A 21,682-nucleotide genomic window follows, 5' to 3' on the forward strand; every position below is an offset into this window, starting at 1 on the left:
ACCCAGGCCTGGCGGAGGAAGCGATCGAGAAGTACCAGCTCTGTGATCCCAATGCTGGGACCTCTGGGTCCACAGGAGGCGATGCCTGAGCCCAGGACCATCACCTGGACTGAGGTCCATCACCTGGGCTGAGGACCGAGGACACGGAGGCACGCCGCCGAGGCTGACGTCCCCACAGGCCCGTCCCGCAGATCAGGGGCCGCGCGACCGCATACCGGTCGAGCGGCCCCTGATCCGTGTTCGGCTCCGGGCCCGTCGACGCCTGTTTTTGTAGGAGAGGCACAACTGGCCGGTCACATCTCTGACCGACTAGGCTCAGGGCCCATGACCGCCTCCGCCCCTCAGCTGCCTCCACCCGCCCGGGTCTCCGAGGCTTCCCTGGAGGTCCTGCGGCGGCACACCGACCACCTCACCACGGCGGTGAACCTCCACCTGGAGGGCACGCTGCCCTGGTACCGCCAGCTCACCACCGACGAGCGCGCCTCCCTGCGGCTGATCGCCCAACGCGGCATCCTCGGCCTGGTCAACTGGCTGGACAACCCGCAGACACGTTCCCTGCCCCTGGTCAACGAGCTCCTCGGCTCCGCGCCGCAGGACCTCATGCGGACCATCTCGCTCCAGCGTGCCCTGCAGCTGATCCGCACGATCGTCGAAGCGGTGGAGCATCGGCTCCCCGGCCTGGTGCCCGCCGACGATCAGCAGGGCATGCTCGAAGCCGTGCTGCGCTATTCGCGTGAGGTGGCCTTCGCCATCGCCGACGTCTACGCCCGTGCCGCCGAGTCCCGCGGCGCCTGGGACTCGCGCCTCGAAGCCCTGCTGGTCGACGCCGTGCTGCGCGGTGAGGCCGGAGAGCAGATCGCCTCCCGCGCCTCCGCCGTCGGCTGGCGCAGCTCGTCGGGAGTCGTCGTCGTGGTCGGACCCGCGCCCGACCAGGCGGACGCCGCCTTCATGAGCCACCTGAGGCGGCAGTGCGTGCGCTTCGCGGCGGATGCGGTGGTCGGCGTCCAGGGCGACAGGCTGGTCCTGCTGCTCGGCGGCGTGACCGACCTCGATGGGGGTCTGGAACGCATCATGTCCAGCTTCGGCGAGGGGCACGTGGTCTACTCGCGCATCTCCAGCTCCATCGAGCAGGCGCATCGCTGCGCCCAGGCCGCCTACTCCGGACACAGCGCCGCCCCGGCCTGGACCCTGGCCCCGAATCCGGTGGCTGCCGACGACCTCCTCCCGGAACGTGCGCTGGCCGGGGACGACACGGCCCGGCAGATGCTCCGCGAGGCGACCTTCATGCCGTTGGCCGCTGCCGGCAACGGTCTGCTCGAGACCGTGACGGCATACATCAGCGCCGGCCGGTCGCTGGAGGGGACGGCCCGCGCGCTCTACGTCCACCCGAACACCGTGCGGTATCGGCTCCGCCGCGTCACAGACATCACGGGCTGGGACCCGACGGAGCCGCGCGACGCGTACGTGCTGCAGACCGCTCTGGCCGTCGGACGCCTGTAGACTCGTCCTGGCCTCCGGTTTGTAGAGACCCCACAAAGGTCCCCGGAGAGCTTGGTCCACCCATGCCCCGCTCCGAGCAGCTGCGATATGGAAGGTTGGTAGTGTGCTAGCGATCATCTGCCCTGGACAGGGCTCCCAGTCCTCCGGCTTCCTCTCGCCGTGGCTCGAGGACGACTCCGCCCGCGAGACGCTGCAGGAATGGTCGGAGGTCGCGGAGACCGACCTGGTCCTCCACGGCACCCAGTCCGACGAGGACACCATCCGCGACACCGCACTCGCCCAGCCCCTCATCGTCGCCGCCTCTCTGCTGTCGGCGCGCGCCCTGGGCCTGACCCCCGGTCACACCCCCGAGGCTGTGGACACCGACCAGCTGCTCTTCGCCGGCCACTCCGTCGGTGAGGTGCCGGCCGCCGCCCTGGCCGGAGTACTCAGCGCGGAGCAGGCGCTGCGCCTGATCCGAGTTCGCGCGCAGGGCATGGCACAGGCGGCCGCCGCGGAGGCGACCTCCATGGCGGCGGTGCTCGGCGGCGTCGAGGACCAGGTGCGTGAGAGCATCGAGGCCCACGGCCTGACCGCCGCCAACGCCAACGGCCCCGGACAGATCGTGGCAGCCGGCACGGCCGACCGGATCGCGGCCCTGGAGGCTGAGCCCCCGGCGCGCGCCCGGGTGATCCCGCTGAAGGTGGCCGGCGCCTTCCACACCCAGCACATGGCCCCCGCCCAGGAGACTCTGGCCGCCGCCGTGGCGGACTTCTCGGTGCAGGACCCGATGGCACGTCTGCTCTCCAACCGCGACGGCCAGGCCGTCGCATCCGGGGGCGAGATCCTGGACCGACTCGTGGAACAGGTCACACGTCCCGTGCAGTGGGACCTGTGCATGGAGTCCATGAAGGCCGCCGGCGTCACCGGTGTGCTGGAGCTTCTTCCAGGCGGCACTCTCACCGGGCTCGCCAAGCGCGGCCTCAAGGGTGTGGCCGCTCTGGCCGTCAAGTCCCCCGACGACCTCGACGCCGCCCGGACGTTCGTCGCCGACCACGCCTGAGCCCCACTCACCGTCCGATGCGCCGAGCCGCGCCCCGATCCCCGCAGCTGCCCTCCGGCAGCGCCGATTCACAGCAAGGACAGCTTCCGTGACAGCCACACTCAATCAGACCGAGACCGTCGCCGGCACCCAGGTGATGGGCATGGGCGCCTACCGCCCGGATGTCATCGTCGACAACGAGCAGATCTGCCAGTGGATCGACTCCTCCGACGAATGGATCCGCCAGCGCACCGGGATCCGAACCCGCCACCGTGCGGCCGCGGACGTCTCCGTGGTGGACATGGCAGAGGGCGCGGCCCGGGGAGCCCTGGAGAAGGCCGGACTCACCGGCGAGGACGTCGGAGCCGTCATCGTCGCCACCGTCACGCACCCCTATCAGACGCCCTCAGCGGCCGCCGCGGTCGCCCACCGGATCGGCTCCACCCCGGCGGCGGCCTTCGACATCTCCGCGGCCTGCGCCGGCTACTGCTACGGCATCGCCCAGGCCGACTCCTTCGTCCGCTCCGGACTCGCGAAGCATGTCCTGGTGATCGGCGTCGAGAAGCTCTCCGACGTGATCGACAACCATGAGCGCAGCATCTCCTTCCTCCTGGGAGACGGTGCCGGCGCGGCCGTCGTCGGCCCGGCCGAGACGCCGGGCATCTCCCCCAGCCTGCTGGGCTCCAACGGCGAGAAGTGGGACTCCGTGTCGATGAACGGTTCGCTGATCCCGTTGCGCGACGCGCTGGCGCGAGCTCGGGAGACCGGCGACGCCGGTGAGCTGCTGGATCCGGAGACCACCCTCTGGCCCACTCTGCGGCAGGACGGACCGACCGTCTTCCGGTGGGCCGTCTGGGAGATGGCCAAGACCGCGCAGAAGGCCCTCGACGCCGCGGGCATCACGGCCGAGGATCTCGCCTCCTTCGTGCCGCACCAGGCCAATATCCGGATCATCGACGAGATGGTCAAGCAGCTCAAGCTCCCGGAGCACGTGCTCGTCGGACGCGACATCGCCGATGCGGGAAACACCTCCGCCGCGTCCATCCCGCTGGCCGCCCACCGGCTGCTGGAGGAGAACCCCGAGCTCTCCGGCGGGCTGTGCCTGCAGATCGGCTTCGGCGCCGGGCTCGTCTACGGCGCCCAGGTCGTCCGCCTGCCCTGACCCGGGCGCGGAGGACCACCACAGATGTCCTGGTCGTGGCGTCGCACAGCCGCCCGGCCAGGCCGACAGCGTCAGGGACACCTGAGGCACACACCAGAACACCGTACGAGCGACTCGTACGACCGAACAGAAGGGAGCAGCCCCGTGGCTGACAAGAACGAGATCCTCGCTGGCCTGGCTGAGATCGTCAACGAGGAGACCGGACTGGAGACCGAAGAGGTCCAGCTGGAGAAGTCCTTCACGGAGGACCTGGACATCGACTCGATCTCGATGATGACCATCGTGGTCAACGCCGAAGAGAAGTTCGACGTGAAGATCCCCGACGAAGAGGTCAAGAACCTCTCCACCGTCGGCGACGCCGTCACCTTCATCGCCGACGCCAAGGGCTGACCTGCCCGGCCTCAGTGTCCGGGGAGCGGGCAGGCGCCGCAGGTCCCGACGATCTCGGGCCGTGCGCCGGCCCGCTCCCGACTGAAGACCCACCATCCACCACTGACCAGAGGTAGATCCATGACACGCCGTCTCGTCATCACCGGCCTCGGCGCCACCACACCCATCGGCGGCGACGTGCCGACCCTGTGGAAGAACGCATTGACCGGCACGCCGGGCGCCAAGACCCTCGAGCACGACTGGGTCGAGCAGTACCAGCTCCCCGTCACCTTCGCAGCCGAGGTCCAGGTCGAGCCCGCGGAAGTGCTCGCCCGGCCCGAGACCCGGCGCATGGACCGCTCCACGCAGCTGGGCATGGTCGCCTCCCGTCAGGCGTGGAAGGATGCCGGCCTGGATGAGGCCGACGTCGATCCAGAACGCCTCGGGGTGTCCTTCGCCACCGGTATCGGAGGTGTGTGGACCCTGCTCGACTCGTGGGACACCCTGCGTGAACGCGGGCCTCGCCGCGTGATGCCCATGACCGTGCCGATGCTGATGCCCAACGGCGCCGCCGGGGCCATCAGCCTGGACTTGGGCGCCCGGGCCGGCGCTCGGACCGCCGTTTCGGCCTGCGCCTCGGGCACCGAAGCCCTGGAGATGGCCATCCGGATGCTGCGGGAGGGCGAGGCCGACGTCGTCATGGCCGGCGGCACCGAGGCCGCCATCCACCCGCTTCCGCTGGCGGCGTTCTCCTCGATGCAGGCGCTCTCCCGCCGGAACGACGACCCTGCCGCGGCGTCTCGCCCCTACGACGTCGACCGCGATGGCTTCGTCATGGGTGAAGGCGCCGGTGCCCTGGTGGTGGAGACCGAGGAGCATGCCAAGGCCCGTGGCGCCACCATCTATGCCGAACTGGCCGGAGCCGCCGTCACCTCTGACGCTCACCACATCACCGCACCCGACCCTGAGGCCATGGGGGCGACTCGGGCACTGCGCAAGGCGCTGGCCGACGCAGGCGCCTCGGTGGAGGACGTCACGCATGTCAACGCCCACGCCACCTCGACGCCGGTCGGCGACAAGCCGGAGTACACGGCGCTGAAGTCGGCCCTGGGGGATCGCCTCGACGAGGTCTGCGTCTCGGCGACCAAGTCCCAGACCGGTCACCTGCTGGGCGCCGCTGGTGCCGTGGAGTCCCTGCTCACCGTGCTGGCTCTCCACGACCGCAAGGCCGCCGTCACCATCAACCTCGAGAACCAGGACCCAGACATGCCGCTGGACGTGGTCACCGGGCAAGCGCGTGAACTGCCGGCCGGCGATCAGGTCGCCCTGTGCAACTCCTTCGGCTTCGGCGGGCACAATTCGGTGGTGGCGTTCCGCACGGTCTGATCGCAGCCTCGGCTCCGATCGTTCTCTGAGCGTTCCCCACCGGGGATCTCGCAGGACGTACGAAGGGCGGTCTGCCCAGGATCTTCTGATCCTGGACAGACCGCCCTTCTGTCACGCTGTGGGAAGCGGTGCCGCGTGGGAAGCGATCGCCCGAAGGCGATTCAGCGGCAGGTTCAGACGTCGGCGGTGGACGGAGGAGGGCTCCACCGGACCGACAGGCGTCAGCCGATCAGCCGACGCGGTGCAGCCAACGCACCGGTGCGCCCTCGGCCGCGTGGCGGAAGGGGTCCAGCTCCTCGTCCCAGGCCTCACCCAGAGCCAGCGAGAGCTCCTGATAGACCACAGAGGGGTCGCCGGCCCCCATCTCATAGGCATAGCGGATCCGGTCCTCGGAGACCAGGATGTTGCCGTGGACGTCGGTGGTGGCGTGAAAGATCCCGAGTTCCGGAGTGTGGGACCAGCGGCTGCCGTCACAGCCCGGGCTGGGATCCTCCGTGACTTCGAAGCGCAGCTGCGCCAGGCTCCGCAGGGTGGAGGCCAACGTGGCTCCGACCCCCTGGGTGCCGCGCCAGCTCAGCTCGGCGCGGAACGTGCCGGGCGAGGCGGGCTGGGGCTCCCACTGGAAGTCCACTCGCGCATCCACCACTGACGACACCGCCCATTCGACATGCGGGCAGAGCGCAGCAGGCGCCGAGTGGATGTGCAGGACACCCCGGGCCGTGTGTGCAGACATATCCATCCTCCGTTGTGCTGTTGGTACGTCTTCCCCTACGACCGACAGCGCGGCACCGGATGAGTGCATCTGCAGTATGAAGCTGTGACTCGACAATTGTGCATGAGCGACGACTCATCTGCCAAGTGGAGTCAGGGCCGACCGAACGCCTGCGCTCTGACGAACGCTGGCCGAGCGGCCTGGACTCCGTGGACAGCTTAACAGGTGAGCGTGCGCCGCGACACCATCTGTGAGGGCTGTGTCTCGTCATCCCTCGCCCCGGTCACCTGTGGCGGGCGCTCACGCTCCGGCAGGACGCCGCGCAGGCTCAGGCCCGAGGATGCGCCTGTCCATAGGCAGCACGCAGGCCTTCGACGGAGACGTGGGTGTAGAGCTGAGTGGTCGACAAGGAGGCGTGTCCCAGCAGCTCCTGCACTGTCCGCAGATCTGCACCACCGTCGAGCAGATGGGTGGCGGCGCTGTGACGCAGCGCGTGAGGACCCCGGGCCGCCGTGGTGCCGAGGCTTTCGAGCAGAACATCGACCACCCGACGGACCGTGCGCTGGTCGATGCGCGCCCCGCGACGTCCCAGGAAGACGGCCTGCCCGGAGCCCTCCGTGACGAGACGCGGGCGCCCCTGCTCCAGATAGGCTTCGACGGCCTGCTCGGCGGGCACGCCGTAGGGCACCATCCGTTCCTTGTCCCCCTTGCCCAGTACGCGGACCATCCGGCGATCGGCGGCGAACGACGGCACGTCGAGCCCGACCAGCTCCGCCACACGCATGCCGGTCGCGTAGAGGAGCTCGACCATGGCGAGGTCCCGCAGGGCGACGGCGTGGTCGATCGGGGCTTCCGCGCGCCGCTCCGCAGTGTCCCGGCACCGCTCGGTGAGCCGGGTGATCAGCTCATCCACCTGACGGTCCTGCAGGACGTCCGGCAGGCGGCGGGCCGTCCGCGCGGTCCGAAGCCGCACTGAGGGGTCCTCGGGCAGGGAACCACGACGGTGCGCCCACGCGGTGAAGCTGCGGACCGCCGCGATCTTGCGGTTCACGGTCGCCCGTCCGAGACCGGCGTCGTGGAGGTCCGCCAGCCAGGTGCGCAGACGGAGCAGGTCCAGCCGAGCCAGTGGACCCACGGCCTGCCGAAGCTGACGAAGGTCAGTGCGGTACGAGCGCACAGTGTGCGCCGAGAGTCCCCGCTCTGCGCTCAGATGGGTCAGGTAGTCCCGGAGCAGGGCGTCCTGCTCGGCATCCGCGGCATCGACGGCACCCACGGCATCGTCGGCGGGCACGCGCGCGAGGTCGCCGTCCGGACTGCCGCCCGGCGGTCTGGCTCTCCGGCCTGTGGCCGGATCGTCCCTGTCCTCCATGTCGGCAGTCTATCGGTGCGATCACGACGTCGGCGGCACACCGTGGCTCCGCCCCCAGCGGCCGCCCGACTCCCGCGCCAGGCCGCACCGTTGGAGCCGGGTGAGCCCGCCCAGCACCTGCGGCATGGGCAGTCCCGCCACTTCCGACAGCTTTCCGGCGGTGCTGAGCCGCCGCAGCGGCAACGCATCGAACAGCAGCCTGTCGGTCTGGTCCAGGCCATCCAGCACCTCCGTGATCCTCGCGCGCTCCCCCGGGGCTCCACTGTCCCCGGCGTCCTGCCCTCGGCCGCCCCGATCGCCCGCTGTGCGCACGGAGACCGTGGGACCCGACCGTTCCGGCAGCGGAAGTCTCGGCTGGTCGAGTCCTCCGATGCGCGGATCCGCAGGCCCGTCGCTGGTGGCTGTCGGGGTCACCTCAGCGATGAGGCTGACGACGTCAGCGGCATCTGTGATCAGTTCGGCGGGGGTCTCGCGAAGGAGCCGGTGACAGCCTGCGGAGCTCGCCGCATGCACACTGCCCGGCACAGCACCGACCGGTCGACCGAGCCCCAAGGCGTGGTGGGCCGTGTTCTGCGCCCCGGACCGCCATCGGGACTCCACCACGACCGTCGCCGCGGTCAGCGCAGCGATCAACCGGTTCCGGTGCAGGAAGCGGTGTCTGGTCGGACTCCCACCGGGCGGCATCTCGCTCACCAGCAGGCCGTGCTCCCCGACCGCCCGCAGGAGAGAGTCATTGCCTGCGGGATAGAATCGGTCCAGACCCCCTGCGAGGACCGCGACGGTCGGAGCGGCCGCCTCGGCACCTCTGAGGATCGCCCCATCCGCTGTCGGGCCTGCCGGACCGTGCGGCGTCGCACCGTCGCGGCGCAGCGCGGCACGATGGGCGGCGGCATCGATGCCGTAGGCCCCTCCGGAGACGATGCAGACACCGTGGCCCACCAGGTCCTCGACGATCTCGGCTGTGACCCGCAGCCCGTAGTCGCTCGCCTCCCGCGAACCGACGACGGCGACCCGACGGGGCAGACGCGGCAGCCGGCCCCATGCAGCCTCGCTGCGCGGCCCGGCGCCACGATGCCATAGCGCCAGCGGCGCGGCCCCGCCGAGATCCTCAAGCTCACTGGGCCACCATGGGTCCTCCGGCACAGTAAGGCCCCCTCCGAACCTCCAGATGGTCTCCAGATCACGCGCCCCCTGGGCCTGCCTCCGGCGAGTGCGCCAACGGGCCAGCCCAGCATGGAGATCGCGTTGTCTCGCACCGAGCCCGGACTGTGCCCCCAGTTCCCCGATCTGAGTGGTCAGCGTCGCCCCAGGATCTGCCTCCGACATGATCAGGGCGTGGGCTTCGACCGGCCCCAGATGAGCGACCAGCAGCCCGGCGAGTGCGTCACCGGGTTCGACCAGGCGACTCAGCTCGGCCCGCACCCGGAGCAGATCCTCCTCGACAGCAGGTCGCCCGCGGTCCTGTCCGACGGCCCCGTTCATGCCGCCCTCCTCTCCTCCGCGGTCTGCCTCAGCTGCATCGCCGCATCGACCTCCTCGGTCCCTGGGCAGGACTGGCCGGCGAGGTCGGCCAGCGTCCAAGCCAGCCGGAGCACCCGGACATAGCCGCGGAGCGAGAGCACCGCCCGATCCAGGCTCGCATCGAGCGCCCGGGTGCTGGCGGGTGCCAGCCGCAGCGGTCCGGTGAGCAGCCGCAGCGGGAGGTCCCCGTTCGTCCTCAAGCCCCAGGGGGCGAGCCGTTCCCTTTGGGCGCCGCGAGCCCCCATCACACGCCGCAGCACCTCGGCGGAGCTCTCTCCGGGCTCCGCCAGGGCCATGGCGGCGGATCGAGGCCGTTCCACCTGGACCTGCAGGTCGATGCGGTCCAGCAGCGGACCAGAGAGCCGCGCGAGGTAGGACCGGCGTTGCAGCACCGTGCAGGTACAGTCCCGCCCGGTGCCCACAGCCATCCCGCATGGACACGGGTTCGCAGCCATGACCAGCTGGAAACGCGCGGGATACGTGACGGTGCCCGCCGATCGGTGCAGAGTCACCGCCCCCGTCTCCAAAGGCTGACGCAGGGCATCCAAGGTGGAGCGTTGAAACTCCGGCGCCTCATCGAGGAACAGGACGCCCCGGTGGGACCGCGTCACCGCGCCCGGGCGGGGAAGCCGGGAGCCGCCGCCGACGATCGCCGCCGTGCTGGCGCTGTGATGCGGCGCTTCGAAGGGAGGACGTCGTGTCAGGGCCGTGACAGGTCCCGTCGGCCCCGCCACCGAGCCGATGGCGGTCACCTCCATCGCCTCATCGTCGCCCAGCGGTGGAAGGACGCCGGGCAGTCGTTCCGCCAACATGGTCTTCCCGGCGCCGGGTGCACCCATGAGGAGGAGATGGTGACCACCGGCGGCGGCCGCTTCCAGCGCGAACCGTGCCTGGGGCTGCCCACGGACCTCTGCGAGATCGGGCAGGGCTTCGGGTCCCGGCTCCACGTCCTGGTCCGCCGCGGCGCTGCCGGTGTGGCGGTCCATCACCACATCCGGGTCCACCGGAAGACGGCGTGGATCCACGCCGGCGACGCCGCGATCCCGCCGTCCGGACACGGCGAAGCCTTGGGCAACCTCGTAGGCATGGGACGCGGCCCAGACTTCGATGCCGGGCACCAGCGCGGCCTCGGCCGCGTTCTGTCGGGAGACCACCACACGCACCGCCCCGGCCCGCGCGGCAGCCGCGACCGCAGGCAGAACGCCTCGCACCGGGCGCAGGCGGCCGTCCAGACCGAGTTCAGCCAGAAAGACCACGTCGTCGGTGCCTGCAACCAACCCGTCGGCCGCCCACGCGCTCATCAGGATCGCCAGATCCAGGGCTGAGCCGGACTTCGGCAGAGAAGCAGGCAGCAGATTCACGGTCAGCCGCCGGGTGGGCAGGTCCAGTCCGGAGTTCTTCGCCGCGGACCGGATGCGGTCCTGGCTCTCCCGCAGCGATGCGTCCGGCAGCCCCAAGAGGATGAAGGCCGGCAGCGACTGGCCGATGTCGGCCTCCACGTCGATCAGGTGCCCTTGGACTCCCACGAGCACCACCGAGCGGGCGCGTCCCATGCTCATGGCCGCAGGTCCTCCAGGTGCTCGATCTCCGGCACACCCAGTGCGGTGTCGCGCTCGGCGGGGAAGAGCACCGAGACGGCGTCCACACGCAGAGGCACCCGCACGCCGCTGTGCTGAGCGGCGTACTCGCGGAGCAGCCGGTGCAGCCGGTGCAGCTTCACCGGGGTCACGGCTTCGAACGGATGACCCCAGCCACGGCCACGGCGGGTCTTGACCTCGACGGCCACCAGGACGCCGTCGTCGAGAGTGATCAGGTCCAGCTCACCGTGGCGGCTGCGCCAGCGTCGGTCCAGCACGATGTGGCCGGCCGCGACCAGGTGCGTCTCCGCGTGCTCCTCCCCCAGCAGTCCCAGCTCGTCCTTGCTCGGCGGCGCCTGGTGCTGGTGCCGCGACGGAGTGATCTCCATCTGTGGTGCTCCCTTCCTCGGTGCGCACCACTCTGCCCCGCCGCCGAAAAGCCCACGAGCTCCGCGACGCGGTCTGTGGAGGGCTGGGCGTGTCGTCAGCCCACCGGTCGCTCCTGTGGAGGAACGGAAGACGCCACGTGCCGGCCCGAGTCACCGGCGGAGGGCGGCGTCCCGGAGGGAATGCCCTTCCGGCACCAGCTTCCAGGAGCGCCGATGCTGAGGGGTCAGCCCCCGCTCCACCAGGGCTGCACGGTGGGCCGCCGAGCCATAGCCGCGGTTCGACTCCCAGCCGTAGCCGGGGTGCTGCTGCGCCAGGTCCGCCATCAGGGCATCGCGGCGCACCTTCGCCACCACACTGGCCGACGCGACGGAGAGGGCCTTGACATCAGCCTTCACCAGAGGATGGACGCGCGGGGACGCCCCGCCCGTCAGCCAGTCATGGGAGCCATCGAGGATGACCGCGTCGACGGCGAGCCCCAGCGAGTTCTCCACCTCGTCCAGGCCCGCCAGGCCCGCCTCGCGGAGCGCCGCCGTGATGCCGATCTGGTCGATGCGGGCGGCCTCTCGGTGCTGGACGCTGCACGAGGCTGCCCGTTCGAGCACCACCGGAGCCCATCGCTGCCGAGCTGCGGCGGTCAGCAGCTTCGAGTCTCGCACCCCGTCGAGCCCCTCGACCACGCCCGTCGTGGGACAGTACTCAAGTCCAGGCTCGTAGAGGTCGAAGACCGTCACGCCGACGGTCACGGGCCCGGCCAACGCCCCACGGCCCACCTCGTCCACTCCGGCGACGTAGCGCGCACCGATCGACGAGGCCAGGGCCAGCTCCGGCAGCAGCGTCGCGTTCTCCGGCATCAGGGCGCCTCCGGCACCTCGATGAAGGGGTCGCGGTCCGACCCGCCACCGGCCCACCGGTCCCAGGGCCAGATGATCGCCGTCGAGCGGCCGATGACGTCGTCGAGCGGCACCGCTCCCATGTCACCATCCTGCACATGAGCTCTCGAGTCCGCCGAGGCCGATCGGTGGTCACCGAGCAGCCAGACGTGACCCTCCGGCACCGTCACGGAGAACTCAGTCTGGCTCGGGGCGTCTCCGGGGAACAGGTACGGCTCGTGGATGGGTTCGCCGTTGACGCTGATCCTGCCGGAGTCGTCGCAGCACTCCACCTCGTCGCCGTCCATCCCGATCACCCGCTTGACCACGTAGTGCGCCGAGGTGTCAGGCATGAGGCCCAGGAAGATCAGTGTGTCCTGCAGCGCCGTCGTGTCGGCGGCCTCCGCGGCACCCCACCATCCGCGCGTATCCTCGAAGACCACGACGTCTCCCCGCTCGACGTCCATGACCTCCGGTGCCAGCAGGTTCACCACGATGCGGTCATCGACCTCCAGCGTCGACTCCATCGACTCCGACGGGATGTAGAACGCCCGCATCAGGAAGGTCTTCACCACGAAGGAGATGACCAGCGCGAGCACCACGATGGTCGCGATCTCGACCAGGAAGGCGGCGGCCGGACTGCGATCCCGCAGCCGGCGGCGCTCCTGCGGACCGTCGGCCCCGGGCCGGTCCGGACCTCCCGTCCCCTCACCCGAAGCGGGCTCCTCGGACACGCCGCGCGGCTCGTCCTCACTGCTCATCCGTGCCCTCCTGGCGTTCGTGGTCGTCGGCGGATCCCAGCAGGGGATGCGGGTCCGCTGCGGACGTGCTGTCCTCGGCGAGGTCACGCCGCGCGCTCCAGGGCCAGAAGACATCGGTAGCGCGGCCGATCAGCCGATCCTCGCTGATCATACCGCCGCCCGGAGCCCCGAGCAGGGCTCGCGAGTCCACCGACTCGTCGCGATTGTCGCCCATGACCCACAGGCGTCCCGGGGGCACCTCGACGTCGAAGGACTGTTCGGAGGCCGGCTCCTCGGGGCTGGGACGCCACCCCAGGTAGGGCTCCTCGAGCTGTTCGCCGTCCACCGTCACACGCCCCTGCTCGTCACAACAGGCCACCGTGTCGCCGCCGACGCCGATCACGCGCTTCACATAGGTCTGTGGGGGCGACCCGATGCCGAACCAGTGACCTGCCCTCTCAGCCAGCTCCACGAGCGCACCATGGTCTGCCTGGTACGGAGTGAAGGAACCCGTGCCGTCGAAGACGACGACGTCCCCACGGTCCGCACCCGAACTTCCCGGATAAGAGCGGTCCACCAGGATCCGTTCGCCGTCGTCCAGGGTGGGCTGCATCGAGTTCTGGTCGACCGTGTAGACGTCGACCACCCAGGTGCGCACCGCCGTGGTGGCCAGCACGGCCGCCAGCACGGTCAGCAGCATCAGATGCCAGAGCCTCACGCGTCGCTGAGCAGACGACGAACCCCGAGCCTCATCGGCAGTGCCGGGAGACTCGGGGTTCGGAGATGACGACATGGGCGCAGCCCGATCGGCTCGTCGGACATCGGACCGGGGCCGACAGACCGGAGCCGGTCAGACCTGGTCCAGACCGATCAGGCCTCGGTCGCCTCGACGTCCTCGCCCTGCTGCCGGGCGATGGCCGACTCGCGCTTCTCGCGGATGCGAGCGGCCTTGCCGTGGCGGTCACGCATGTAGTAGAGCTTGGCGCGACGGACGTCACCGCGGGCGACGACCTCGACCTTCTCGATCACCGGGGAGTGCACCGGGAAGGTGCGCTCCACGCCGACGCCGAAGGAGACCTTGCGGACGGTGAAGGTCTCGCCGACGCCGCGACCCTGGCGGCCGAGCACGTAACCCTTGAAGACCTGGACACGAGTGGTCTTGCCTTCGACGATGTTGACGTGCACGTTCACGGTGTCGCCGGGGGCGAACTCGGGGATGTCATCACGCAGGCTTGCTGCGTCGACGAAGTCGAGAGTGTGCATGGTGTTTCTCCTCGGACGACTGCCACAGGTCACTCGTCCTGATCGACAGACCTCTCACCCGGAGGCGGGCGTATGCCCTCGGGGCGCAGGTCATCAGGTGTGATCTCCGGCGCCGACAGGATCAGCGGCACCGGCGGCCTCACTGTTGACGGTCATCCCCCATGGCAGATGAACCCGTCCAGCAGGCACGGAGGACCATTATGCCAGATCGTCGACGCCTGGGCGACCGGACCGGGACGAGTCCCTCAGCCCTGGGCCTCGTCGGCGCGCCGCGCCGCCTCCTCCTGGGCGACGATGTGCTTCGCGTAGAGATCGGGGCGGATGCGCCGGGTCCGCAGCAGCTGCTCCTGGCGCCGGTGCTCGTCGATCTTCGCGTGGTTGCCCGAGAGCAGGATCTCCGGCACCTCATGCCCGCGCCAGACGGCCGGCTTCGTGTAGACGGGATACTCGAGGAGGCCGTCGGCGTGGGACTCCTCGTCGAGGGACTCCGGATTCCCCAGCACTCCGGGCAGCAGACGGGTGATCGCCTCCACCATCACGATGATGGCCGCCTCTCCCCCGTTGAGCACGTAGTCGCCGATGCTCAGAGGCAGGACGTCGAAGTGCTCCTGGGCCCAGTCCGTGACGCGCTGGTCGATGCCCTCGTAGCGACCAGCGGCGAACACGAGATGCTCCCGTGCGGCCAGCTCCTCAGCGGTGCGCTGGGTGAAGACGTCACCGGCGGGCGTGGGGATGATCAGCACGGGGCGCTCAGCGGGGCTCGGTGCCGCGAGCACGTTCTCCAAGGCCAAGGCCCACGGCTCCGGCTTCATGACCATGCCCGCGCCGCCGCCGGTCGGTGTGTCGTCGACCGTGCGATGCCGGTCGGTGGTGAAGTCGCGCAGCTGGTGGCGGCGCAGCTCCAGAAGTCCGTCACGCTGGGCCTTGCCGATGAGCGAGAGGTCCAGCACGTCGAAGAACTCGGGGAAGATCGAGACGGCGTCGATGCGCATCAGAACGGATGCCTTCCTGGTCATCGGTCACGGAGAGCCGGCTGAGAGGCCTGACGGCTCGGGACGTGGGGTCAGAAGAGACCGGCGGGAGGGTTGAGGCGGATGAGCTGGGCCTCGAGGTCGATCTCCGGAACGAGCTCGACGACGAAGGGAACCAACACCTCCTCGCCCGAAGGCGTCCCCACGGACAGCAGGTCCTGCGCGGCGCCGGTGATGAGCTCCCGCGCGGTGCCGAGCTCCTCACCGTCCGGGCCCACGCAGCGCAGACCGGCGATCTGATGGCTGTACCAGCCGTCGTCGTCCTCCGGCTCCGCCGGGACGTCGATATGCAGGAACGAGCCGCGCAGCGCCTCTGCGGCATCGCGGTCGTCGACCTCGGCGAACCGCAGCAGGCAGATGCTCTTGTTCCACCGCTGACCGGTCACAGTCAACGACGTGGTGCTCCGGTCGAGGGTGTCCCGCCCCGGCGTGCGGATGAGCTCGGCTCCGGGGGCGAGCCGCTCGGAGGGCTCATCGGTGAACAGCTGCACCGTGACCTCGCCACGGACGCCGTGCGGCTTGCCCACGCGAGCGACCCGCAGGCGCTCCGCCGTCTCCGGCGGTGCCTGCGGGTCGCTCGTCTCTGGGCGCTTCCCGTTCTGGGCAGTGCTCATAGTGGTCGCAGCCTGGGACGTCGCTCAGCGACGCCGGTCGGTGTCGACCACGTCGACGCGGACGTGCTCGCCGTCTGGGAGCGCGGCGATCACGGTGCGCAGTGCCTTGGCAGTGCGCCCCGCTCGACCGATGACCCGGCCGAGGTCGTCCGGGTGGACCCGGACCTGGAGCACATCGTGACGGCGCCCGCTGCGACGACGGACGTCGACGTCATCAGGTGAGTCGACGATGCCGCGCACCAGGTGTTCGAGAGCATCGGTCAGCACTGCATCAGCCACGCGGAATCACTCAGCCTTGTCCTCGGTGGTCTCCTCGGCGGAAGCCTCCGCGGACTCCTCGGCCTGGGGCTTCTCGGGAGCCTTCTCGGAGGTTCCGACGATGACCGAGCCCTTCTGCGGGACCTGGTACTCCTCCTTGGGAGCCTTGGTCTTCAGAGTGCCCTCGGCGCCGTCGAGGCCCTTGAACTTCTGCCAGTCACCGGTGATCTTCAGCAGTGCCATGACCTGCTCGGTCGGCTGAGCGCCGACGGAGAGCCAGTACTGGGCACGCTCAGAGTCGATCTCGATGAACGAGGGCTCCTCGGTGGGGTGGTACTTGCCGATCTGCTCGATGGCCGCTCCGTCACGCTTGGTGCGGGAGTCGGCGACGACGACACGGTAGTACGGTGCGCGGATCTTACCCATCCGCTTCAGACGAATCTTGACTGCCACTTGAGTGGTCCACTCCTGTTTCTTGTTTTCAGGGGCGCGGCCGAGCATCGTGCTGCGTGGGGATTGCTGCTCAGTCGATGCGACCGCTCAAGGAACAGTGATCTGCCGCAGGGTCAGAGGGTCGCCACGGCCGATCACAGTACCTGCCCATTGTGCCAGACAAACCCTCAGGGCGCGATTCGACGCGCCCCGGACGCACGGCGCCTCACTTGAGGTACTTCTCGAAGCCCTTCGGCAGGTTCAGCTGGGCCGGGTCGAAGGCGTCGTCACCGGCCGCTCCGAAGCTCGAACCGTCCATGCGCTTCTTGGCCGCCTCGGCCTTCCGGCGCTCCGCCTCCTGGGCCTCCTGCGCGGCGCGGGCCGGGTTGCCGGACTTCGCCTTCTTCTTCCCCTTGCCCTTGGCGGGCTTCTTCCGCCCCTTGCCGGCACCCATACCGGGCATGCCGGGCATCCCGCCGCCGGGCGCCCCTCCGCCGCCGGGCATCTGCGGCATCCCGCCCCCGCCGGCCATCTTCTTCATCATCTTCTGCGCCTGGGTGAACCGCTCGAGGAGCTGGTTCACCTCGGAGACATGGACGCCCGAACCCCGGGCGATGCGGGCCCGACGCGAGCCATTGATGATCTTCGGAGCGACCCGCTCATGCGGGGTCATCGAGTAGATGATCGCCTCCACGCGGCCGATCGAGGACTCGTCGAACTGGTCAAGCTGCTCCCGCATGCCCTGGGCGCCGGGCATCATGCCCAGCAGCTTCTTCATGGAGCCCATCTTCTTGAGCTGCTGCATCTGGGCGAGGAAATCCTCGAGGGTGAAGTCCTCCCGGCCGGCGAACTTCTGGGCCATCTTGGCGGCCTCGGCCTTGTCCCAGCTGGCCTCGGCCTGCTCGATGAGCGAGAGCACGTCACCCATGTCCAGGATGCGCCGGGCCATCCTGTCGGGGTGGAAGACCTCGAAGTCCTTCAGCCCCTCACCGGTGGAGGCGTACATGACGGGCTTCCCCGTCACCGAGGCCACGGAGAGCGCGGCTCCGCCTCGGGCGTCGCCGTCGAGCTTGGAGAGCACCACGCCGGTGAAGTCCACGCCTTCGTTGAAGGCCTGCGCCGTGGTGACCGCGTCCTGACCGATCATCGCGTCGATGACGAACAGCACCTCGTGGGCACCGACGGCGGCCTTGATGTCGGCAGCCTGCTGCATCAGTTCGGAGTCGACGCCCAGACGGCCGGCGGTGTCGATGATGACGACGTCGTGGAGCTTCTCACCTGCCTCTGCCACACCGTCGCGGGCCACGCCCACCGGGTCCCCGGTGGGCGTCTCCTCCTCGGAGGACACCCCGGGATGCGGCGCATACACCGGCACGCCGGCCCGCCGCCCGCCGACCTGCAGCTGGTTCACCGCGTTGGGGCGCTGGAGGTCGCACGCGACCAGCAGGGGGGTATGGCCCTGGTTCTTCAGTCGGTACGCGAGCTTCCCGGCCAGGGTCGTCTTTCCCGCGCCCTGGAGACCGGCGAGCATGATGATGGTGGGAGGCTGCTTGGCGAACTGCAGCTCGCGCGTCTGACCTCCGAGGATGCCCACGAGCTCCTCGTTGACGATCTTCACGACCTGCTGGCCTGGGTTGAGTGCCTCGGCAACCTCGGAGCCCAGCGCACGGGCCTTCACGCGGGCGATGAACTCACGCACCACCGGAACGGCGACGTCGGCGTCCAGCAGGGCCCGACGGATCTCACGGGCTGTGCCGTCGATGTCCGCCTCGGTCAGGCGCCCCTTGCCGCGGAGGTTCTTGAATGTCGCTGTGAGGCGATCGGAGAGGGAGTTGAACACTGGGTGCAGATCCTTAGATCGACAGAGCTGGGGCAGGCAGGGCAGAGCCGCTCCGGCCCGCGTGGCCGACCGGGCGTGTCATCTGCCGAACCTCTAGAGTAGCAATGTGCGTTGGACAGAGACTCCCCCGGCGGGGCCGCAGGAGCCGACAGGCTCCCTGACCGGCTCCCCCGCTGCCCCCTCCCCCCGACCCGGCCGACTCCGCGAGACGGATGTGCTCGGCGCCGCTCTGCGCACCCATCGCGCGGCGCTGCGGACCGTGGAGGACGCCCATCGGCGGGCGGCCGGGAGCTGGTGCACCGACGACGCGGCGGGAGACGACGGCGACGTCCGCAAGCCCGGTGCCGAACCTCGACCCAGGACCGCCGCAGAGGCCGACGCGGGGGCGCATCCGACGGATCGGCTGCGCCGGGACCACGCTCGGGACCACCTGCGCCGCGCTGAGGAGCACCGCCAGCGGCACGAGTTCCTCGCCCAGATCGCGACCATCTCCCCGGGGGCGGTCTCCTCACTCACCGCGGACGACCTGCAGGCGCTCACCGTTGCGGACACCATCGGGCCTCAGGCCCTGCACACGCCTGCGCATCGCCTCCAGGAGGCCCTCGAGGCCGCCCAGGGCCTCCCCGAAGGCGAGATGGGCATCTCTCGTCCTCGCCTGCCGGTGCGACTGGGGATCATCGGGGCTCCCCGGGTCCAGGCCCGCTTCAGCGGACTCGCCGACGTCGTGGCACTGACCGGCTCCACGTGGCGGGAGCACCTTGAGGACCTCGACCTGCTGCTGGTGGCCACCGACACGGGGCCTCTCCCGCTGCTCTGGGAGGACGGCTTCGAGGATGCCGCGGCCTCCCCCGCTGCTCGCGACGCGCTCGACGGCGCGGAGGCCGCCGAGGCTGCTGACGCGCGGGCCGAGCTGGAGCACGCGCTGACGATGCGCCATCTCGCGGAGACCGTCATCCCCGCGTTCCGGGGCAGAGGGGTCCCCACCGTGCTGGTGTCCACCGCAGGGACCGCCGTCGAGGAGACCGCGGAGCTGGCGCGCGCATGCTCGCGGATCGTCACCACCGACGCCGAAGCCGCGGCCCTGTACCGCGCTCAGGAGACCGAGTCGACCGGCGTGGACGTGATCCCGGCGGGCGTCAATCCGCTGATCCACAGTCCGATCGGCACGCGCCCGGCGCGCACCGACCTGGTGGCGCTGCTGGGCTGCGAGCAGACGCACCCGGCGGGCCACCTCTCTGACCCGCCCTACGCCCCGGCGCTGCTCGACGGTGCCCTGATCTCCGGTCGTCCCGTCGTCCTCCTGCAGCCCGACCCCGCGCAGGCGCCGGACTCGGAGCACTGGGTGATCCCCACCCGCTACGGGCCTTGGACGGTCTCGGCGGACGAGGCCGCCGACATCGACCTCACCTACGGCACCGACACGCTGCAGCGAGCCATGGATGTGGCGCTGACCATCAACGCCGTCGTCGACTCGCAGGCGGTGTTCGACCCGCAGATCCTGGAGCTGCAGGCCAGCGGCACGATGGTGCTCTCCACCTACAACCAGGGCCTGAACTCCTACCACCCGCACACCTACATCGCGAACTCCGCGGAGGACGTCGCCAAGACCCTGCAGCTGATGTCGCAGGAGGAGCTGCGCCGCGTCCAGGGCGACGGCATCCGCAAGGTCTTCACCGACCACCACGCCTCCGACGTGCTGCGGCGCATCTGCGAGCGTGCGGGGCTGAACGTGACGCCCGTGCGGGAGAGGGTCCTGGCGGTCACCGAGCAGCGCACGGACGACCTCGCCCGCGAGATGGCCGAGCAGACTCATGCCGACGTCGAGCTGATCACGTGGGAGGAGCTGGCCGGACGGGTGGAGGAGTCCGGGGCGGAGGCCGCGGCCGGGAGCTTCGACGTGCTGCTGCCGGTCTCCCCCACCAGGCACCATGCCCCCACCTACGTGGCCGACCATGTGGCGGCGTTCCGCTATCAGTCGGCACCGGTGACCCAGAAGCTCTCCGGCGACGCCGCGGACAGCGACTCCCAGGCCCACCGCCATCGCCGCGGAGTCCTCGCGCTCGAGCTCACGGCCTGGTGGCGCCCGGCCCCTGACCTCCTCGGGACACGTGAGGAGCTGCTCCGGGCGGCCGAACGGAGCCGGGTCTACTGCGTGGACCACCTGGGCCATCGCCCGGCTGGTCCGCTCACCACCGGCGCTTCGCGTCGGGACGCCCGAGAGGCGTCGGGCACCGCATCGGCGGGGCCGACGACCCCGCATGCGGCCCCTGCCGAGCACCCGGAGACGCCGGCCTCCGCACGTCCGTCCTTCTGGGACGTCGTCCGCGGCGTCGCTGCCGCCTCGGAGGTGAGCACCCCGATGACCCCGAACCTGGAGCGGGAGTCCGCAGCGTCCGGCAGCGCCGGCACGCCCGCGCCGCCGGACGGCTCGTCGTCCGAGGCGGCGCGGCCATCCCCGGAGTCCGCGGCTCCGAGCACACGGCACGCCCCACCGCGACGTCGACCGGCGCCGTCGCCGCTGACCGCAGACGATCTCGAGGCGGTCCAGCAGGAGGCTCGCCGCACGGCCCACGAGCTCGGCCTTCAGCTGGCGGTGATCGTGCCCATCTACAACAACGGCGACCACCTGCGCCACAAGGCCTTCGCCTCGCTGCGACGCTCCTCGATCTTCGAGAGGATGCACGTCCTGCTGGTCAACGACGGGTCCACCGACCCGGTGACGGTGGACACGGTGGAGGAGCTCGCTCACCGGTGGCCGAACGTGACCGCCTACCACCATGCCCGCGGGGGCTCGGGCTCCGCCTCCCGTCCGCGCAACACGGGGCTGGCACTGAGCTTCACCCCGTACGTGACCTACCTGGATCCGGATGACGAGGAGCTCGACGACGGCTACTGGGAGCTGATGGACACGCTCGAACAGGCCCCAGAGGCGAACTTCGCCCTGGGCACCATGGCGGTGTGGACCAGGAAGCATTCGGTGCACGACTACCACGCGTGGTTCGCCGGAGCGATACCACACCGCGACGGACTGTTCCGCGTGGACCGGGAGTCGCTGCCGGCTGTCGGCTTCAGGCCGGCCAGCATCGAGGCCCTGGTCGCCCGGACCGACTGGCTCAAGGGGCTGGGACTCGTCCAGCCGGAAGGGGCCGTCGGTCAGGACACCTACTTCTTCCAGCAGATGCTCTTCCACACCGAGGCCTACGCTCCGGTGTACCGCCCCGTGTACACCTACTACGGCGCGGTGGACACCTCGATCGTCAATGTCGTCTCCCCGGGCTACTTCCGCAAGTACCTCATCCTGGAGCAGGCCCGGGCGGCCTGGCTGCGCGAGACCGGGCTGCTGGAGGCCTACATGGAGCAGCGGTTCGAGAAGTTCTTCGTCACCTGGTACCTGGACAAGTACAAGCGAGTCCTCCCCCACCAGCGGGCGGAGGCCGCGGCCGTGTTGCGTGAGATCGCCGCAGCCTACGGCGAGTACAGTTGGACGTCACCGAAGGCCAGGAGGTTCTTCGAGAGCGGGTCCGGCTGACCTGCGGCCCGCCTGCGTCAGCCGACCTGTCTGTTCCGCCCGCCCGTCCTGCTGTGGCCCTTCCCCGCAAGGCCCGCTACCGTGAAGCACAGCCCGCCC

20 protein-coding genes are annotated in these 21,682 nt (G+C 70.2%); 6 read left to right on the forward strand and 14 right to left on the reverse strand.

The features are described from left to right. The first annotated feature begins 324 nt into the window (after nt 1-324). The 5 genes from ABD658_RS13215 to fabF all read left to right on the forward strand — a co-directional run bounded on the left by ABD658_RS13215 (nt 325) and on the right by fabF (nt 5,438). Nucleotides 325-1,500 carry a PucR family transcriptional regulator gene (locus ABD658_RS13215; protein WP_344680942.1) on the forward strand — a complete coding sequence of 392 codons (1,176 nt, stop codon included), beginning with the start codon at nt 325-327 and terminating at the stop codon, nt 1,498-1,500. 103 nt (nt 1,501-1,603) lie between these two features. Beyond that, nucleotides 1,604-2,542, forward strand: coding sequence for an ACP S-malonyltransferase (locus tag ABD658_RS13220; protein WP_344680940.1), 939 nt, complete (start codon nt 1,604-1,606; stop codon nt 2,540-2,542). Nucleotides 2,543-2,678: 136 nt separating this feature from the next. Beyond that, a complete protein-coding gene (locus ABD658_RS13225; RefSeq protein ID WP_344744778.1) occupies nt 2,679-3,683 on the forward strand; it encodes a beta-ketoacyl-ACP synthase III in 1,005 nt (334 codons plus the stop codon). A 144-nt stretch (nt 3,684-3,827) separates the two neighbouring features. Continuing rightward, nucleotides 3,828-4,073 carry an acyl carrier protein gene (locus ABD658_RS13230; RefSeq protein ID WP_070161425.1) on the forward strand — a complete coding sequence of 82 codons (246 nt, stop codon included), beginning with the start codon at nt 3,828-3,830 and terminating at the stop codon, nt 4,071-4,073. A gap of 120 nt (nt 4,074-4,193) precedes the next feature. After that, nucleotides 4,194-5,438 (forward strand): beta-ketoacyl-ACP synthase II, encoded by a 1,245-nt coding sequence (fabF, locus tag ABD658_RS13235; protein WP_085437108.1) that lies wholly within the window; start codon nt 4,194-4,196, stop codon nt 5,436-5,438. Between the two features lie 229 nt (nt 5,439-5,667). Here fabF and ABD658_RS13240 read toward each other — a convergent pair whose 3' ends face one another. From ABD658_RS13240 to ffh, 14 genes are all read right to left on the reverse strand, one after another. Beyond that, nucleotides 5,668-6,171, reverse strand: coding sequence for a DUF3145 domain-containing protein (locus tag ABD658_RS13240; RefSeq protein WP_070161423.1), 504 nt, complete (start codon nt 6,169-6,171; stop codon nt 5,668-5,670). A gap of 307 nt (nt 6,172-6,478) precedes the next feature. Beyond that, the gene (locus ABD658_RS13245) at nt 6,479-7,519 is read right to left on the reverse strand and encodes a tyrosine recombinase XerC (protein ID WP_344680935.1); all 1,041 of its coding nucleotides are present in this window, start codon (nt 7,517-7,519) and stop codon (nt 6,479-6,481) included. Between the two features lie 21 nt (nt 7,520-7,540). Then, complete coding sequence (locus tag ABD658_RS13250; protein ID WP_344680933.1) at nt 7,541-9,001, reverse strand: DNA-processing protein DprA; 1,461 nt, start codon at nt 8,999-9,001, stop codon at nt 7,541-7,543. Next, nucleotides 8,998-10,599: a YifB family Mg chelatase-like AAA ATPase gene (locus ABD658_RS13255; protein ID WP_344744762.1), complete on the reverse strand. Its 1,602-nt coding sequence runs from the start codon at nt 10,597-10,599 to the stop codon at nt 8,998-9,000. Before ABD658_RS13255 ends, ABD658_RS13250 begins: the two co-directional genes overlap by 4 nt. Beyond that, nucleotides 10,596-11,006 carry a YraN family protein gene (locus tag ABD658_RS13260; RefSeq protein WP_344680928.1) on the reverse strand — a complete coding sequence of 137 codons (411 nt, stop codon included), beginning with the start codon at nt 11,004-11,006 and terminating at the stop codon, nt 10,596-10,598. The genes ABD658_RS13255 and ABD658_RS13260 overlap by 4 nt, the downstream gene beginning before the upstream one ends. Before the next feature lie 150 nt (nt 11,007-11,156). Next, the gene (locus tag ABD658_RS13265; RefSeq protein WP_344680926.1) at nt 11,157-11,858 is read right to left on the reverse strand and encodes a ribonuclease HII; all 702 of its coding nucleotides are present in this window, start codon (nt 11,856-11,858) and stop codon (nt 11,157-11,159) included. Beyond that, nucleotides 11,858-12,637, reverse strand: a complete 780-nt coding sequence (gene lepB / locus ABD658_RS13270; protein ID WP_344680924.1) for a signal peptidase I — start codon at nt 12,635-12,637, stop codon at nt 11,858-11,860. The genes ABD658_RS13265 and lepB (ABD658_RS13270) overlap by 1 nt, the downstream gene beginning before the upstream one ends. Beyond that, complete coding sequence (gene lepB, locus ABD658_RS13275; protein WP_344680922.1) at nt 12,627-13,334, reverse strand: signal peptidase I; 708 nt, start codon at nt 13,332-13,334, stop codon at nt 12,627-12,629. Before lepB (ABD658_RS13275) ends, lepB (ABD658_RS13270) begins: the two co-directional genes overlap by 11 nt. A 152-nt stretch (nt 13,335-13,486) precedes the next feature. Beyond that, nucleotides 13,487-13,879 carry a 50S ribosomal protein L19 gene (rplS, locus tag ABD658_RS13280; protein WP_070161411.1) on the reverse strand — a complete coding sequence of 131 codons (393 nt, stop codon included), beginning with the start codon at nt 13,877-13,879 and terminating at the stop codon, nt 13,487-13,489. Between the two features lie 245 nt (nt 13,880-14,124). Further along, nucleotides 14,125-14,871, reverse strand: coding sequence for a tRNA (guanosine(37)-N1)-methyltransferase TrmD (trmD, locus tag ABD658_RS13285; RefSeq protein WP_070161409.1), 747 nt, complete (start codon nt 14,869-14,871; stop codon nt 14,125-14,127). A 71-nt stretch (nt 14,872-14,942) separates the two neighbouring features. Next, entirely contained in the window at nt 14,943-15,524 is a 582-nt protein-coding gene (gene rimM / locus ABD658_RS13290; protein WP_083277662.1) for a ribosome maturation factor RimM, read from the reverse strand. A gap of 24 nt (nt 15,525-15,548) precedes the next feature. Further along, on the reverse strand, nt 15,549-15,791 hold the full coding sequence (locus ABD658_RS13295) for an RNA-binding protein (protein WP_070161407.1): 243 nt from the start codon (nt 15,789-15,791) through the stop codon (nt 15,549-15,551). Nucleotides 15,792-15,809: 18 nt separating this feature from the next. Then, nucleotides 15,810-16,235 (reverse strand): 30S ribosomal protein S16, encoded by a 426-nt coding sequence (rpsP, locus tag ABD658_RS13300; protein ID WP_311024747.1) that lies wholly within the window; start codon nt 16,233-16,235, stop codon nt 15,810-15,812. Between the two features lie 205 nt (nt 16,236-16,440). After that, nucleotides 16,441-18,054 (reverse strand): signal recognition particle protein, encoded by a 1,614-nt coding sequence (gene ffh / locus ABD658_RS13305; protein ID WP_344680916.1) that lies wholly within the window; start codon nt 18,052-18,054, stop codon nt 16,441-16,443. A gap of 106 nt (nt 18,055-18,160) precedes the next feature. Here ffh and ABD658_RS13310 point away from each other — a divergent pair, with 106 nt between their 5' ends. Continuing rightward, a complete protein-coding gene (locus ABD658_RS13310) occupies nt 18,161-21,583 on the forward strand; it encodes a glycosyltransferase (RefSeq protein ID WP_344680914.1) in 3,423 nt (1,140 codons plus the stop codon). The last annotated feature ends 99 nt before the right edge of the window (nt 21,584-21,682 follow it).

Origin of the sequence: Nesterenkonia aethiopica (assembly GCF_039534665.1) — a bacterium.
GTDB lineage: Bacteria > Actinomycetota > Actinomycetes > Actinomycetales > Micrococcaceae > Nesterenkonia > Nesterenkonia aethiopica.

What these genes read in the sequence shown, in the direction of transcription:
- ABD658_RS13225 (WP_344744778.1), top strand. Translation starts at nt 2,679, where the DNA reads ATGGGCATGGGCGCCTACCGCCCGGATGTCATCGTCGACAACGAGCAG.
- fabF (WP_085437108.1), top strand. Translation starts at nt 4,194, where the DNA reads ATGACACGCCGTCTCGTCATCACCGGCCTCGGCGCCACCACACCCATC.
- lepB (WP_344680924.1), bottom strand. Translation starts at nt 12,637, where the DNA reads ATGAGCAGTGAGGACGAGCCGCGCGGCGTGTCCGAGGAGCCCGCTTCG.
- ABD658_RS13260 (WP_344680928.1), bottom strand. Translation starts at nt 11,006, where the DNA reads ATGGAGATCACTCCGTCGCGGCACCAGCACCAGGCGCCGCCGAGCAAG.
- rplS (WP_070161411.1), bottom strand. Translation starts at nt 13,879, where the DNA reads ATGCACACTCTCGACTTCGTCGACGCAGCAAGCCTGCGTGATGACATC.
- ABD658_RS13250 (WP_344680933.1), bottom strand. Translation starts at nt 9,001, where the DNA reads ATGAACGGGGCCGTCGGACAGGACCGCGGGCGACCTGCTGTCGAGGAG.
- ABD658_RS13245 (WP_344680935.1), bottom strand. Translation starts at nt 7,519, where the DNA reads ATGGAGGACAGGGACGATCCGGCCACAGGCCGGAGAGCCAGACCGCCG.
- ABD658_RS13215 (WP_344680942.1), top strand. Translation starts at nt 325, where the DNA reads ATGACCGCCTCCGCCCCTCAGCTGCCTCCACCCGCCCGGGTCTCCGAG.
- rimM (WP_083277662.1), bottom strand. Translation starts at nt 15,524, where the DNA reads ATGAGCACTGCCCAGAACGGGAAGCGCCCAGAGACGAGCGACCCGCAG.
- trmD (WP_070161409.1), bottom strand. Translation starts at nt 14,871, where the DNA reads ATGCGCATCGACGCCGTCTCGATCTTCCCCGAGTTCTTCGACGTGCTG.
- ABD658_RS13265 (WP_344680926.1), bottom strand. Translation starts at nt 11,858, where the DNA reads ATGCCGGAGAACGCGACGCTGCTGCCGGAGCTGGCCCTGGCCTCGTCG.
- ABD658_RS13240 (WP_070161423.1), bottom strand. Translation starts at nt 6,171, where the DNA reads ATGTCTGCACACACGGCCCGGGGTGTCCTGCACATCCACTCGGCGCCT.
- ABD658_RS13255 (WP_344744762.1), bottom strand. Translation starts at nt 10,599, where the DNA reads ATGAGCATGGGACGCGCCCGCTCGGTGGTGCTCGTGGGAGTCCAAGGG.